Origin of the sequence: Alkaliflexus imshenetskii DSM 15055, from assembly GCF_000517065.1 — a bacterium.
Taxonomy (GTDB): Bacteria; Bacteroidota; Bacteroidia; order Bacteroidales; family Marinilabiliaceae; genus Alkaliflexus; species Alkaliflexus imshenetskii.
This window is the reverse complement of the sequence record NZ_KI912105.1, coordinates 1,019,634-1,035,374: the sequence shown is the minus strand read 5'-3', so window position 1 is coordinate 1,035,374 and position 15,741 is coordinate 1,019,634. Positions and strand designations below refer to the sequence as shown.

Here is a 15,741-nt window from a genome sequence, read left to right as displayed (position 1 = left end):
AATTGTTTTTTGCATTTACGGGTTTTGAAATACTCCTGATTGCAGATTTGGTTCGCATCTGTGTAAAATCTGGTCTTTTAGGGTGTAAAAATTAGTTTTTGCTTGCTGTGCTGGCCGGTTGAATTGCACCATTACTCTGAGAAGTTAATTTTTTTAAACTTGTTTTTATCTCGAAATCGTCTCCGCTCTTATCGCCTTTTTATTTATTTGAGATGTAGCAGATGTTTGTAGGTTGAATTTCTTGCCTCTTAGTGTTTATGCACCATTGAAGTGGTTTTATCAGGGTTGTTGGGCGCTGTTTTCCCAATTTGGTATTCTGTGTTATTCAGCATCGGGTAAATGATGCTAAAATCCCACATGTCAATATGTGCAGCCTTTACAACAGTTTTTACACATCCGTTGCCTGGGTACAGGCTAATTTAGCAACACTTTTTAAGCATGGAGCATGGAGTCGTTTGTCGGCTGTCATGAGAATTGTTAACCAGAAAAAATAAATGTATGCGCTTATGAACAAAAAAAGTGTTGATAGCAAAATGAAGTCAGCATTGAATTTTAAGAGTTTTTTTACGCTCTTATTATTGCTGATGGGAACAAATACCCTTATGGCTCAGTCGGTGACGGTCAGGGGTACTGTGACAGAAGCCGGTTCTCGCGAACCCATTCCTGGCGTGAACGTCATTATTGAGGGAACAACTCAGGGAACCATTACTGATATTGATGGTAACTATCAGTTAAATGCCGATGGCAATGCCACACTGGTTTACTCCTTTATTGGTTACCAATTGCACAAAGAGACTGTTTCAGGACGTGCACGTATCGACGTGGCTCTCTCGCCGGAAACAACAATTCTGGATGAGGTTGTAGCCATTGGATACGGAACCACAACGCGTCGCGACCTTACCGGTGCAGTATCGTCGGTTAGCGAGTCCGTGTTGCGCAACGCTCCGGTAGCTTCTGCTGCCGAAGCCATCACAGGCCGTATGGCAGGGGTGTCGGTTACAACAACTGAAGGTTCGCCCGATGCCGAGATAAAAATCAGAATCCGTGGTGGAGGTTCCATCAGCCAGGACAACTCGCCACTGTTTATTGTGGATGGATTCCCTGTTAACAGCATTTCTGACATTCCCCCCGGCGACATCCAATCCATCGACGTGCTGAAAGATGCTTCTTCAACTGCAATTTATGGCGCGCGCGGTGCCAACGGCGTAGTGATTGTATCCACCCGCAGCGGACAGCCCGGTCGTGTAACTGTAAACGTAAACTCCTATATGGGCGTTCGTAAGGTGACCGACTTGCTTGGTGTACTTAATCCTTACGAGTATGTGATGTATCAATATGAATTGGGACAGACCGAAGCTTTTGCAAAATATTACGGTGTGTATGACGATTTGGAGATTTACAAATCCATAAGAGGTACCAACTGGCAGGATGAGGTGTTTGGACGTACCGCAACTGTTCAGAACTACAATGCCAGCATCAGCGGTGGCGGTGACAACACCCGATACAATCTGAGTCTGTCACGTGCCGACGAGGAGAGCATCATGATTGGCTCCGGGTTTGAACGTAACAACATCAATCTAAAACTTAACAGCAAACTCAATGACCGGGTAAACATCGATTTTAATACCCGCATGAACCATACTGTTATTGATGGCGCAGGTGTGTCATCGGGTTCAGGGTCCACCACGCGCTTGAGAAACTCTGTGAAGTATGCACCTACTCAGGGATTACGGGGTTTTGACAGCACGCTGGAAGATGATTTGGGTATGATTAGTCCCGAAACCGAAAGTCTCTTGTTTGACCCTGTTCAATCAACACTGGACGATTACAGACGCCAAAAACGTTTTGCCAACAATTTTGGTGCGGCTCTCAACTGGGAAATTGTGAAGGATTTGTCGTTTCGCAGTGAGTGGGGATATGAGTTCCGCCAGGATAGGACTGACCAGGTTTGGGGTCCTTCTACTTCACAATCAAAGAATCGCGGCGGACAGCCTGTGGCACAAATCTTCACACGCGATGGCTACTCATGGAGAAATGCCAATACTTTAAGCTTGAACAAGCGCAACTGGTTGCCGGGTCATACTGTAAATCTGCTGATTGGACAGGAAGTTACATCGGCTGAAAACACCACGTTGACTGCCTATGCAGAGTATTTTCCATCTGACATGACGCCTGCCGATGTACTTGCCATGTTCAACCTCGGAACGCCGCAGCCCATTCAGTCGCGCATTAGTGAGCAAAATAACATGGCCTCATTTTTTGGCCGAGCCAACTACAGTCTGTATGACAAGTACATGCTGAATCTTACTTTCCGGGCCGATGGTTCCAGCAAGTTTGCGCAGGGCAATCAGTGGGGATATTTCCCATCGGCTGCTTTTGCATGGCGTTTGTCTGAGGAGAATTTTCTTGAGAACCAGGCTTACTGGTTATCTAACCTTAAGTTGCGTGTGAGTTACGGTACTGCAGGTAACAACCGTATCAGTGATGGTCTCTGGAAAATGTCTTATCGCACCACCGGTGGCAAAATTTACTATTCCAACGAAACGCCAGACTCTTATCTGGTTCCGGGTTCATCGCTTCACAATCCCGATTTGAAATGGGAAACCACCTATACGCGCAATGCAGGTCTTGATTTTGGTTTCTTCAACAACCGCCTCTCAGGTATGGTGGATGTGTATTGGAACACGACCAAAGATTTACTTGTGGAGGCGCCCCTTGCCACTGCATCGGGATACAATACGCAGTTTCAGAACGTGGGGCAGACATCCAACAAAGGTGTAGAACTGAGTCTCGACGGACATCTCATTCAGCGACGCGACTTCTCTTTATCGGCAAGTTTCAATATTGGGTTTAACCGCAACAATGTGGATAAATTCCGTAATGGTGACGAAAATTTCAAACTCTACAGTTCAGGTTGGAACGGCACGGCTCAGCCACAGGAGGACTATATCATTCAGGAAGGACGCCCCGTGGGTCAGATGTATGGTTATGTGACCGATGGGATGTATTCTTTTGATGATTTTGATTTTGTGTGGGTACATGATGCAAACGGAAATCCTACCAACCAGAGCGGATGGGTGCTTAAAGATGGTGTGCCAGGCAACGCTTCACTGACATCTGCAGGCCGGCATTTTGGCCCTGGCGCTTTGAAATTTAAGGATGTAAGTGGACCGGATGGCGAGCCCGATGGCGTTATTGATGCCCATGACCGTCAGATAATTGGGAATGCCAACCCATTGCACACAGGAGGTTTCAACATCACCGGACGTTACAAGAGTTTTGACTTTTCGGTGTTTATGAACTGGTCATACGGCAACGATGTGTACAATGCCAACAAAATAGACTTCTCCTCATTCCTGCTTACGCGGCGATATCAGAACATTCAGGATTTCATGAGTATGGATCAGCGCTTCCTGACAATTGACCCTGCAAATGGCCACAATATCTATTACGGTGCCAACGCCAATCCGCAACGACTTCAGGAGCTAAACGGCAATGCATCCATCTGGCATCCGATTATGACCACCACGCCGCTTCACTCTTGGGCTATTGAAGATGGATCATTCCTGCGAATTAACACTGTCACGCTAGGTTATACGCTGCCTAAAACAATCAGTTCGATGGTAAATATCGAAACGCTGAGGTTTTATGTAAGTGGATACAACCTTCACACATTCACCAATTATACCGGTTTCGATCCGGAAGTGGATACAAGACGTGCCATACCAATGACTCCCGGAGTGGATTATTCTGCCTATCCCAAGAGTTTCTCAATACTTGGCGGGGTAAATATAACGTTCTAAAAAGCAGTTGATTATGAAAAGATTAGCATATATATTACTATTTGCACTGAGTTTTAGCTGGATGTCTTGTGATGACTTTCTCGACACGGCTTCACCCTCAGAATTTACACATGATGTGGTGTTCTCAACAGTGGCTTATACCGAGTATGCCATCGTCGGAATCTACAACATCATGACTGAAGATCATACCTACTCGGCCCGTTTGCCGCTGAACTTTGCTACCAACTCCGACATAGAGTTTGTTGGAGCCGATGCAGCAAGTTATAACGATGCGGGTAACCGTGGTTACTCCAACTATTTTGGAAGACCGGAAAATGGTCATTTCAACAACACCTGGACGTGGCTTTATCGTATGGTGGAGCGCAGCAACCTTGCCATAGAAGGCATTCGTGAAAGTCCTCTGCTCAGCAGCAACGACCGTGACACACGCAACCGGATGGCTGCCTACCTTGGAGAGGCACTTTCGTTAAGAGCACTTGCCTATTTTGAGCTTGTTAAGCATTTTGGCGATGTGCCTTTCAAGCAGGAGTCGACCAAAGCCGATGGTTCAAATATCTATCTGCCTGTTACCGATAGAGATGTGATTTACGATGCCATCATCGAGGATTTGCTCGAAGCCGCTGAGTATCTGCCATGGGTAAACCAGTCTGGTTATACCTCTGAGCGCATCACCAAAGGATTTGCCAAAGGTCTGGCAGCCCGTGCGGCGCTTTATCGTGGTGGCTATTCCATCCGTAACAAAGATGGATTTCCAACCGAGCGTGGTGACAACTGGAGACATTATTATGAGATTGCCAATGAGCAGACCCGTGAAATCATCGAAGTAGGTATTCATCGCCTCAATCCTTCCTATGCAAGTGTGTGGCGAAATCTGAATGCTTTGCAGCTTGATGCAGCATTCAATGAGAATCTGTTTGAAGTGGCTTTTGGTCTTGGTCAGCATGGTGAAATGGGCTATTCCATTGGTATCCGTTTCAATAACAATCCAAAATATGGATATGGAAATAACACCAACGTGGTAAACACCAGCGCGTATTACTTTTATGCTTTTGATAGGGAGGATGTACGTCGTGATATCACAGTGGCCTACTATACCTATGGCAATGGTGCCGTGCCGCAAGAGTTTTTTCAGGGCAACCCACTCTCGTTTAACTTCCAGAAATGGGACCAACGCTGGATGAATGACCAATGGCTCTCCGGAAACCTTGCAGCCAGCAACAAGCGGGGGTATGGCATCAACTGGGCAATGATGCGTTATTCCGATGTGCTGCTGATGTTTGCCGAAACTGAAAACGCCTTGAATGGCGGCCCTACTGCTGAAGCCAAAGATGCTTTGGCTCAGGTGCGCCGCAGAGCTTTTTCTGCCGCCAACCAGGCCGCCAAAGTGGATGCCTACGTGGCGTCTCTCAACAGCGAAACCGCTTTCTTCAATGCCATTGTGGACGAGCGTATGTTTGAGTTTGGCGGAGAAGCCATCCGCAAGTATGACCTCATTAGATGGAATCTGTTGGTTGATAAAATACAAGAGCAGCGTGAAACACTGGCACAAATGTTTGTTTTGAGACAACATCCCCTGCATGGCGAGTTACCGCAGCGTATCTTTTATAAGTTTGAGGATAACAACGAGAACATCGACCGTGCTTCCATTAACTTCTATGACAACATGGGTATTTCTCTGGATGAAGCGCTTCAGGAGATATATTCATCGGTAAACTGGTTTGATGCCAGCGATGCCAATAAGGAGTCATGGATGGAGCGTGTGTCGGTATTCAGTTCCGGGTTGATAAACAACAATGCCGGCGTGTATAACCGTCACCTGTACCCGATTCCGCTCAACGTTATCAGTGAGTCGCAGGGTAAAATTCAACAGCACCTCGGTTTTTAACCATCAAAAATGAAACGTATTATGAAATATAATAGTCTGATAAAGTTATTTCAGGGAGCACTGTTTGCCGGTGTAATCCTTATGGGGTTTTCATCCTGTAAAGATTATGATTTCCCTGTGGATGATAGTTATTCAAGAATGTTCAGGCCGCCAATGTTCAGTGCAGAAGCCATCAGGGCCACTTCGGTACGCCTTGAGTGGGAAAAAGTACGGGGGGCTGAAAACTATATTCTGGAGCTGTCACGCGATAGCTTAGAGTTTATTAATCCTGTAAGTTATGAACTGGCAGCCGACCGTGACTCTATTACGCTGTTGGACCTGTATAGCGACACGCGCTATTCGGCCCGCATCAAATCTCTTAGTGGTAAAGGGATCCCTGAGTCGGAGTATCATGTGCTCACTTTTGTAACGCTTGGAGAACAGATTTTTGAAGAGGTAATTCCCGGCTTCAGCGATGCAGCCAACGCGAACTATCTTGAATTGAACTGGATTCCGGGCAGCAATGTGACACATTTGCAACTCCAGGCTCAGGGTGATGATGTGGTTATCATTGAACTGACGGATGCCGAGAAAGAGTCTGGTTACAAGAAAGTTGATAACCTAAAGCCTGATACCTATTATGTGGTGGGTATTTACCGCGACGAGAACCGCCGTGGACGTTACATGTACACCACCTTTGGAGCTTACCCCGAAGGCTATCAGTTTATTTCGGCTACCGATGACTTGCGTGATATACTGATGACTTCTGCCAGCAGCGACCTGATTCTGGTGCTCGAAGCCGGTGCAAGTTATGCCATTGAACGACCAACAATCAGTTCGGCCATCCGCAATCTGGTGATAATGGGTAACCCGGCTGGTGTTAAGCCACGTATCGAAACCACTTCGATGACACTTCATGCCAACAACGAAAGCCTCATTATCCGCAATGTGGAGATTCATGGTAAGAGCAACACTGCTGATTATCTGCTGAATGAGAACAAGACGACCAATCTGCACACGATAATCATCGACAACTGCTATGCACACACGTTCCGTGGGCTAATCAGGATGCAGAATACTGCCAATGCAACTCAGGTTCAATTGGTGCAGATTAACAATTCAATTGTGGCCAATATTGGCGATTTTGGTGTGGTGAATGGTGCTACTCGTAACGCGCCGTTCCGCATGGAGAGTGTGGTAATCAGCAATTCTACCATCAGCGGTGTGAATGGCGACGTAGTTGGCATTTACAATCCCGGAAGTTCTTATGTGATTGAGAATTGCACATTCTACAATGCCATTCGTCATGCGCGTTATTTGTTTAACCTTGACAACAATGCCGCAAATATTCCCAACCAATTGGTTGTTCGCAACACCATATTTGGTAAGTTCTACTATGTGGGCGATTATAAGGAGGATGAAAGTGCCCGTTCGGTGAATCCTTATGTGGATGGTACCTTGAGTGTACTCGGCAGTTATGCGCTTAGCGATTTTATAATGAATGAGGCGTACGCCTTTGGTGCCATTGCACCATACATCAGAAGTTCCGCTCAAGTGTTTGCCGACCCGGCCAATGGCAATTTCACCATTGTGGATGTGGCATTTCCTGGCCGCACCACATCGGGTGACCCGCGTTGGAGATAACTTTTAAAATTTAAACATCAGGTGTGCAGTTACATATTGCGCACCTGATGTTTAACAAATTCCAAGTCTATGATTCATAATAAAATGGTAATCAATTCTCTGATTGTAATTGCTTTTATGATGCTCTCATGCACAAAAAGTGAATCGCAGGTGGATATTGAGCCCATTCCGGATGATGAGGTAGAGGAACCCATCATCAGACCCGAGCCGGTTGAAGAGGAGGCCTTTGCTTTTCCCGGTGCCGAAGGTTTTGGTAAATATACTACAGGCGGACGGGGCGGACGGGTTCTGAAAGTTACCAACCTCAATGATTTTGGCCCCGGCAGCTTTAGGGCAGCCGTGCAGCAATCAGGTCCGCGCATCATTGTGTTTGAGGTGTCGGGTACCATTCAGTTGCTCACGCGCCTGACCATTCGCCATGGCGATTTAACCATTGCCGGACAAACAGCGCCCGGAGATGGCATCACCTTGGCTAACAACGAGGTGTATGTAGATGCCGACAATGTCATCATTCGCTTTTTGCGTTTTCGTTTGGGTGATGATGCCGGGGTGGAAGCAGATGCTGTAGGCGGCAGGTTTCGTAAAAATATCATCATCGACCACTGTTCCATGAGCTGGAGCACCGATGAGTGCGTCTCTTTTTACCAGAACGATGATTTTACGCTGCAATGGTGCATCATTTCGGAGAGTTTGCGCAATTCGGCACACGACAAAGGTGCGCACGGCTATGGAGCCATCTGGGGCGGCCGCCGTGCTTCGTTTCATCATAACCTCCTGGCACACCACGACAGCCGCGTGCCGCGATTTGGTGAAGCCGAGGGCGATGCCTACGCGCTTACAAATCTGGTGGATTTTCGCAACAATGTGCTTTACAATTGGGGCAACAACAATGCGTATGGTGCCGAAGGGGGCAACATCAACATTGTGAATAACTATTATAAGCCGGGACCGGCTTCGCGACACCGGGAGCGCATCATGTCCATCGACAAATACACGCGTGATGCCAACCGTGCCACCTATAACATTTGGGGTAAGTTTTTTATTGATGGAAATTTTGTGGAAGGCAGCACACGCGCTACCAATGACAATTGGACTTTTGGGGTTTACAACCAGTTTCACCACAGCTACGGAACGGTTTCCGAAGCGGACAAAGCCGCCATGCGCATGGTTGAGCCACATCCCATCAACAACAATGTGACTACGCATACACCGCAGGCGGCGTTTGACCTGATAGTGCAATATGGTGGGGCTTCGCTTGTGCGCGATGCGGTGGATGCGCGTGTGATTGAAGAGGTTAAAAACGGAACTTATACGCATCAGGGTTCCAGAGGTAGCACCCATGGCATCATCGATAGTCATCACGATGTGGGCGGGTGGCCTGTGTTGAACTCAATAGCAGCGCCTGTTGATACTTCGGGAGATGGAATGCCAGACAACTGGAAAGTTGAAAAAGGTTTGGACCCTTCAAAAAATGAGGCCAACGGTCGTGATTTGAGCACGGGGTACGATAACATTGAGGTGTATATCAACAGCCTGGTGCAGCACATTATGGATGGCAAAAGCAAAGTGGAATAGTATTTCGAATCTGTTTATTTGTTTGTTGAAAACCGCAGGGAGGCCAGTTGATGACGGCTTCTCTGCGGTTTTGTTGCTTGATGCTGCGTGAGGGATTGAAGCGAAAAGACCGCAGTGAGGGACGAGCGAGGACTTGTAGCGGAAAGCCCGACCCGCCCCCAGGCGGGGCACGCCCAAATGTTATTTTTTGTATCTATCTTTTTAGAAAAATTTATAAAAGTTTGTTTTATTCTATGAAAATTTAGATATTGCGCTGTGGCAAACTTTTAATGTATGATGAAAATCGGGTTAATATTGTTTTTTGCGGGAGTGGTGATTTCAGCTTTTGGTGACAATGGAAATCGTTATTGGAAGGATGGTTCGGGAGTGGATTTTAGTCCGCGAACATATACGTGTTACCGCGCCACCGGACCTATCACAATTGATGGGTTGCCCAATGAGGCCGATTGGAAAAATGTGCCGTGGACCCAAGATTTTATTGACATAGAGGGCGATGTGAGACCCAATCCGCCATTTAGCACGCGGGCCAAAATGTTGTGGGACGATGACTACTTTTATGTGGCTGCCGAGATGGAAGAGCCGCATATTTGGGCGAAAATTACGCAGCGCGATGCGGTGATATTTCATGACAACGATTTTGAGGTGTTTATTGACCCCAATGGCGATACCCACGGTTATTATGAATTGGAAATTAATGCCTTGAATACGGTTTGGGACCTTTTGCTGGTGCGGCCATACAGAGATGGGGGACCGCCAGTGAATAATTGGGATATAAACGGTCTGAAAACAGCCGTACACATTGATGGCACACTGAACAATGCGAATGACGTGGACAGACGCTGGTTTGTAGAGATTGCCATCCCGCTAAAGGCTATGTGGGAATTCAGCCGGGGGCAGATGCCTGCGCCGGGAAGCAATTGGCGTGTGAATTTTAGCCGTGTGCAGTGGCATACGGATGTGGTTGATGGCGAGTATCAGCGACAGATTGTTGCCGAAACGGGCAGACTAAGACCCGAGGAGAACTGGGTGTGGTCGCCACAAGGCGCCATAGACATGCACCGGCCCGAAATGTGGGGTTTTGTATTTTTTTCGGGCAAAGCAGCAGGTAGCGGCACTGAAACTTTCGAAATATGCCCCGATGAACGTGTAAAGTGGGAGTTACGGAATGTATATTACGCCATGCGGCGCTTCAGGGCCATGCACCATCGCTATGCATCAGACATACAAGAACTGGCTGAGGTGGGTTTTAATGTGGAGGGACTTCAGTTTATGCCCGAATTGCGCACCGGATGGCACACCTACGAGATTATGGCTTACAGACCCGGAAGCGACAGAAGATGGTTTATTAACGCGGAAGGACGCACCTGGAGTGCGGGTGTTGGAAATTAGGTGATGGAGATTGTGTTTATGAAACAGAATATAAATAATTGGTTATGATGAAGCATTTGTTTTTATCGGCGGCTATTTTGATGATGGCTTTTTTCTCCGTAGCTGCGGGGGAGTCGGAAGCAGAGAAAGCCCGCCGCATGGAGTGGTTTAAAGATGCCAAATTGGGTATTTTTATTCATTATGGCATTTATGCCGTGGATGGCATTGACGAATCATGGTCGTTTTTTAACGGCTATATCTCGCACAAGGACTACATGAAACAGTTGGATGGCTTCACAGCTTCGCAGTACAATACCGATGAGTGGGCCAGACTTTTTAGTGAAGCAGGGGCGCGTTATGCTGTGATTACCACCAAACATCACGATGGGGTGGCACTTTGGAAAGGTGATTTTGACCATTACAATGTGGTGGATCACACGCCTGCCGGGCGCGATTTGCTGGCGCCGTTTGTAGGCAGCATGCGCGATAAGGGGCTGAAAGTGGGTTTCTATTATTCGCTGATAGATTGGTCTTACCCTGATTATCCGGCTTTTACGCGCGAAAAAGTACGGTACACCAATGACCCGGCACGCTGGGGTAGGTTTGTAGACTTTTACTTTGGTCAGATGGGGGAATTATCGGCAAGATACAATCCGGACCTCTATTGGTTTGATGGCGACTGGGAGCACTCGGCAGATGAGTGGCGCGCGGCTCAACTTCGCGAAAAGTTGGTGGGTTACAACAAGAATGTAATCATCAACAGCCGTCTGAAAGGATATGGCGACTATGAAACGCCTGAACAGGGTGTGCCGGTTGTCTCTCCTGAGAATCCTTACTGGGAGCTATGCCTCACCATGAACGATTCGTGGGGTTACCAGCACAACGACCACAACTATAAAACGCCTTTTCAACTGATTTGGACCTTTGCGGATGTCATCAGTAAAGGTGGTAATTTGCTTTTGGACATTGGACCAAAAGAGGATGGCTCCATTCCTGAAGAGCAGTTGGCTATACTCAAGGAGTTTGCCCGCTGGACCGGGAAGCACTCAGAGGCTATCTATGGCACGCGCGCTGGAATGCCCGAAGGCCATTTTCCGGGATTGTCGGCTGTGAGCAAGGACCAGAAAACGCTTTTTCTGTACATCGACCATGCACCAAATCACCCGTTGACAATCCGTGGTGTTCGCTCAAAAGTGAAGGGCGCACGCGTGGTAGGGTGCGATACCAAACTAACTTACAAAACCGACCGGAAATCCGGTGATTTGACGATAGAAGTGCCTAAGTCGGTTATAGACCCAATGGTTACAGTTATTGCGCTTGATTTAAGCAAGCCTTTGGAGTTGGGAGAGGTTGCTGTGTCGCACTCTCTAAAAGTTGTGGAAGAGATGAGCAAGGATGCGCGCTGGTATGAGAAACACGCTCCGGTGATTGATGTGGCCGGTGATGGCATTGCCTCAGCACATTATGCCGGTGCTTCACTCTTGTCGGCCGATAAGACCATTCTTTATCTGCTTGTGGATGGAAAACCCAATGGACCTCTGGCCATCAAAGGGCTGAAGAATAATATTAACCGCATTTGGGTGGTAGGAAACGGCACCAAATTGTCGCACCAAATTATCGGAAAACTTTATTGGAGTCATGTACCGGGAATTGCCTACGTGGATGTGCCCGATTCGGTGCTGGACCCAAAAATGACTGTGATAGCAGTATTGCTGGATGGTCCGGTGTCACTCTACACAGAAGAGGGACAGGTTATCGAGAGTAATTAATGTAAAAGACGCCATGCCCTGTTCCGGGTTTCGACCCAGGGGCGTGTCGATTTTTGATACTTTTCTGTTTGTTTAAAAGCATCGGTTTTGAGGTTTAACACTTCAAATGCCGATGCTTTTTTTGATAACTAAGATTCCAAATATCTATCTGGAGTTTCTGCGCTTCTCTTCGGTAGAGTCTCGTTTGGCTCTGAACTCGCTGTCGGCCGACCAGTTGGGGAATTCATTGCTATTGGCCAACTCACTGCCGATGTTGTAGAAGAGCCACAAATCCTGCCAGATGCCTTCATACGTCCATAGGTCGTGCACCACATCGGTGGGCTGGTGGTAGCGCTGGGCGTAGTCGTTACGTACCATCTTTTGATAGGCCTCATCCTGTCCAATATAGTCAGAGCCGCCTTTGGCATAAATCATGGGTACGCCCTGTTTGGCTAGGTTGAAATGGTCGGAGCGATAGTAGTAGCCGCGTTCCGGATATGGATTTGGCTTAACGATGCGTCCCTGAGCTGCTGCATGGCGTTTCAGATAGCTGTCCAATTCAGAAAATCCGTAACCTACCGTCACAATGTCATTGGTAGCACCATAAACGTTTAAGGCGTCCATGTTGATACCGCCCACAGTTGTCTCCACGGCAAAAATCGGGTTTTCGGCATAGAATTTTGACCCCAGTAAGCCCGATTCTTCGGCAGTAACAGCCATGAAAACCACTGAGCGCTCCGGCGTTTTACCGCTTTTTTTGAACTGCTCGGCAATGGCAATAAGACCCGCAACACCAGTGGCATTGTCCACCGCGCCGTTGTATATCTGAACGCCTTCTTCGGTTTCAAGTTTTCCCAAATGGTCCCAGTGTCCCATGTAAACAAAGGTCTCGTCAGGATATTTACTGCCTTCAATGTACCCGATTACATTGTAACATTCGGCATGTTTAAACTCGTTTTTAAACGAAACGGAGGCATTCAGTCCCAAATGTACGGGTTCAAAGCCTTTGTTTCCTGCCCTTTGAAGCGCCTGCTCAAAATCAACGCCTGCTGCTTCAAACACCTTTTGTGCGGCATCCAGATGCAGCCATCCTTCAACCATCAATCTTTCGTTGGCGCCATTGGAAACCACACCATACTGTGTGCCCGACCAGGAGTTGCGCACCACGTTCCAGCCATAGCTGGCCGGTTCGGTTTGGTGAATGATTAATGCACCGGCAGCACCCTGGCGAGCCGCTTCTTCAAATTTATAGGTCCAACGGCCATAATAGGTCATGGCGCGTCCCGTGAAAAGTTCCTCGTCGGGGTTTTCAAAGCCGGGGTCGTTAACCATCACAACCACTGTTTTGCCTTGCACATCGAGGCCTTCGTAGTCATTCCAGCCATATTCCGGTGCCACAATGCCATATCCTGCAAAAACCAGTTCGCTGTTGTTTAGCGACAGGCTCTCTTGCATACGATAGCTGCCCACCACCATCTCGTCCAGATAGCTCAGTTGGAACTGTTGCCCATTGCCCGAAATGGTCAGCGGTGAAATGTCATAACCTGTGACCTCCACCAGCGGAACCGCCTGAAGGTAGGAGCCGTTATTGGCCGGTTTCAGGCCGGCTTCAATGAATCTTGATTTGATAAATTCAACTGCTTTCATGCCTCCCGGAGAGGCCGGTGCGCGACCTTCAAACTCATCCGAAGCCAATGTTTCTATGTCCGAAATAAGTTTTTCACCCATTGGTTCAATTTTCACTCCCGGTGCGGAGCAACCCACCACGGCCAACAGCACGAGCATCGAAAAATGCTTAAAAAGAATCCCTTTGTTTTGTTGCATTGTCTCTGTTTTTATGATTTCTGATTATTAATAGACAGATTTCCGATTGGATTTGTTCGACGAACAAAGGTTTATCCGGGAATGGCAAATGTTAAAAACTTAGGCTTGATGTTAGATGTATAGAGTAACTTTTGAGTTCAAACTGGAATCAAAATCTGACATCTAAATGCTAAACAACAAAGTTGCATTCCGGTTACTGAAGGGGATTCAAAGATAGGGATTTTTTTCATAACGCACAGTGTGCAGATATTCAGGCAGTTGATGTGTTACAACGGCAGTATAACAGTCTGTTAAAATCAAAAAAGGCCACCCTACCAATTGGCAGAGCAGCCTTCGCGACCATTTGAAGGAATGGTTACTCGTTGATGGCTATTACTTTATAGCTCCATGGCGCAAGCTCAAGTCCTGAAAATGGCATTGAAACTTCTGCACCTGTGAAATAGTCGGCAAATGAACCTTCATAACCTGTTTGGGCAGTAACAGATACGGTTTCGGCCGATAGGTTGAAAAGTGCGATAACACTGTTTTGGTTTTGATGCCGCGTAAACAATAGCACTTTTTCAGGGGTATCTGTTTCAATAAGTTCCATTTTACCACCGGCATTGCCGTTCCACAATGCTGTATTGTTCTTTTTCAGTCTGTTAAGCGATTGGTAAAACGGGGTCATGCCGCGTGGGTCTTCCCAGCTCACTTCATCCTTTTCAAAAAACTCGAGCATCTTTTCCATGCCAACTTCCTGGCCGGTATAGATTAAAGGCATACCTTCCACTACAAACGTGAGTGCAGCAAAAGTTTTAACTGCATCGCCCATTCTTTCGAACTCGGTAGCTGCCCAGCTGTTCTCGTCATGGTTGGTGATGAACTGCATAGGGTAGGCACCCTGCGGATAGGTGTTGTAGAGGTTGGTAAAGTATTCTGCTGCGTGGGTGGCATTTTGCTCACCTTTTGCGATGGCATTCATGATGTGGTGAAACGACCAGCCGTAGTTGGAGTTGAAAGCATTGTTGAGCAGCACCAGTTCCGACTCGTCTTCGGCAAGCATGTAGACCGGTTTGATGGCGTCCAGCGCTTTGCGGGCATCTTCCCAGAAGTCAAAAGGAACCAGACCTGCCACATCACAACGATATCCATCGATGTTGGCATCGCGTACCCAAAATTCCAGTGCATCAATCATGGCAGCACGCATCTCGTGGTTTTCATAGTCCAATTGGGCCACGTCGCTCCAGTCGAACGGTGCAAACATGTTACCAATGGAGTCACGGTCGTACCATTCGGGATGTTGCTCAATCCAGGGATGGTCCCATGCTGTGTGGTTTGCCACCCAGTCAAGGAAAACCTTCATGCCCAGTTCATGGGCTTTGTCAACAATGGCTTTAAAATCTTCGAATGTTCCAAATTCGGGGTTCACGCCTTTATAGTCCTTGATGGAATAGTATGAACCCAGTGTTCCTTTGCGCTCTTTTTCGCCAATGGGATGGATGGGCATGAACCAGAGGATGTCAACGCCAAGCTCTTTTAACCGGGGCAAATGGGTTGCAAAAGCCTCAAATGTTCCTTCCGGTGTGAACTGGCGAACGTTTACTTCATAAATAACCGCGTCGTGGCTCCATGTCGGCACCGGGGCCATGCTTATGTTGGCACCTTCGGTTTGAACCGGTTGGCGGCTGCCGGTCTGGCAGGCAATAAATGCCAGCGCCAGCAAGGCAGTTACAAATAGTTGTTTCTTCATTCGTTTATGTTTTGTGATTTTGTGACATGATAAAATCAGCGGTGTTCGGTATGAAGCACCGCTGATTGGGATTTTTAACTGAAAGAGATTAAAACCTGGTAAAAACTGGGGATTTCTAAAGGTTTTAAAAGAGTTTTTTTATCGAGTCAGATGATGCTAGATTCTTCGATTGATAGATAAAACCAT

General features: G+C 47.4%; 8 protein-coding genes. 6 read left to right on the top strand and 2 right to left on the bottom strand.

The features are described 5' to 3' along the window. Nucleotides 1-506 precede the first annotated feature (506 nt). The 6 genes from ALKIM_RS0104295 (at nt 507) to ALKIM_RS0104270 (ending at nt 12,023) form a co-directional block, all read left to right on the top strand. Nucleotides 507-3,803 (top strand): SusC/RagA family TonB-linked outer membrane protein, encoded by a 3,297-nt coding sequence (locus ALKIM_RS0104295; RefSeq protein WP_026473567.1) that lies wholly within the window; start codon nt 507-509, stop codon nt 3,801-3,803. Between the two features lie 13 nt (nt 3,804-3,816). Further along, on the top strand, nt 3,817-5,688 hold the full coding sequence (locus ALKIM_RS0104290; RefSeq protein WP_026473566.1) for a RagB/SusD family nutrient uptake outer membrane protein: 1,872 nt from the start codon (nt 3,817-3,819) through the stop codon (nt 5,686-5,688). A gap of 21 nt (nt 5,689-5,709) precedes the next feature. Next, entirely contained in the window at nt 5,710-7,311 is a 1,602-nt protein-coding gene (locus tag ALKIM_RS0104285; RefSeq protein WP_162148795.1) for a DUF5123 domain-containing protein, read from the top strand. Nucleotides 7,312-7,380: 69 nt separating this feature from the next. Further along, nucleotides 7,381-8,886 carry a pectate lyase family protein gene (locus tag ALKIM_RS0104280; protein ID WP_026473564.1) on the top strand — a complete coding sequence of 502 codons (1,506 nt, stop codon included), beginning with the start codon at nt 7,381-7,383 and terminating at the stop codon, nt 8,884-8,886. 273 nt (nt 8,887-9,159) lie between these two features. After that, on the top strand, nt 9,160-10,275 hold the full coding sequence (locus ALKIM_RS0104275) for a carbohydrate-binding family 9-like protein (protein ID WP_235714374.1): 1,116 nt from the start codon (nt 9,160-9,162) through the stop codon (nt 10,273-10,275). A gap of 44 nt (nt 10,276-10,319) precedes the next feature. Next, complete coding sequence (locus ALKIM_RS0104270) at nt 10,320-12,023, top strand: alpha-L-fucosidase (RefSeq protein ID WP_218916662.1); 1,704 nt, start codon at nt 10,320-10,322, stop codon at nt 12,021-12,023. 144 nt (nt 12,024-12,167) lie between these two features. Here the strand turns inward: ALKIM_RS0104270 and ALKIM_RS0104265 are convergent, their stop codons facing one another. Together ALKIM_RS0104265 and ALKIM_RS0104260 are read right to left on the bottom strand one after the other, a co-directional pair. Further along, entirely contained in the window at nt 12,168-13,826 is a 1,659-nt protein-coding gene (locus tag ALKIM_RS0104265) for a M28 family metallopeptidase (RefSeq protein WP_173400715.1), read from the bottom strand. A 355-nt stretch (nt 13,827-14,181) separates the two neighbouring features. Then, nucleotides 14,182-15,555 carry an alpha-amylase family glycosyl hydrolase gene (locus ALKIM_RS0104260; protein ID WP_026473560.1) on the bottom strand — a complete coding sequence of 458 codons (1,374 nt, stop codon included), beginning with the start codon at nt 15,553-15,555 and terminating at the stop codon, nt 14,182-14,184. Between the last annotated feature and the right edge of the window lie 186 nt (nt 15,556-15,741).

Coding starts and splice junctions, on each gene's coding strand:
- ALKIM_RS0104295 (WP_026473567.1), top strand. CDS start 507: ATGAACAAAAAAAGTGTTGATAGCAAAATGAAGTCAGCATTGAATTTT.
- ALKIM_RS0104290 (WP_026473566.1), top strand. CDS start 3,817: ATGAAAAGATTAGCATATATATTACTATTTGCACTGAGTTTTAGCTGG.
- ALKIM_RS0104285 (WP_162148795.1), top strand. CDS start 5,710: ATGAAATATAATAGTCTGATAAAGTTATTTCAGGGAGCACTGTTTGCC.
- ALKIM_RS0104280 (WP_026473564.1), top strand. CDS start 7,381: ATGATTCATAATAAAATGGTAATCAATTCTCTGATTGTAATTGCTTTT.
- ALKIM_RS0104275 (WP_235714374.1), top strand. CDS start 9,160: ATGATGAAAATCGGGTTAATATTGTTTTTTGCGGGAGTGGTGATTTCA.
- ALKIM_RS0104270 (WP_218916662.1), top strand. CDS start 10,320: ATGATGAAGCATTTGTTTTTATCGGCGGCTATTTTGATGATGGCTTTT.
- ALKIM_RS0104265 (WP_173400715.1), bottom strand. CDS start 13,826: ATGCAACAAAACAAAGGGATTCTTTTTAAGCATTTTTCGATGCTCGTG.
- ALKIM_RS0104260 (WP_026473560.1), bottom strand. CDS start 15,555: ATGAAGAAACAACTATTTGTAACTGCCTTGCTGGCGCTGGCATTTATT.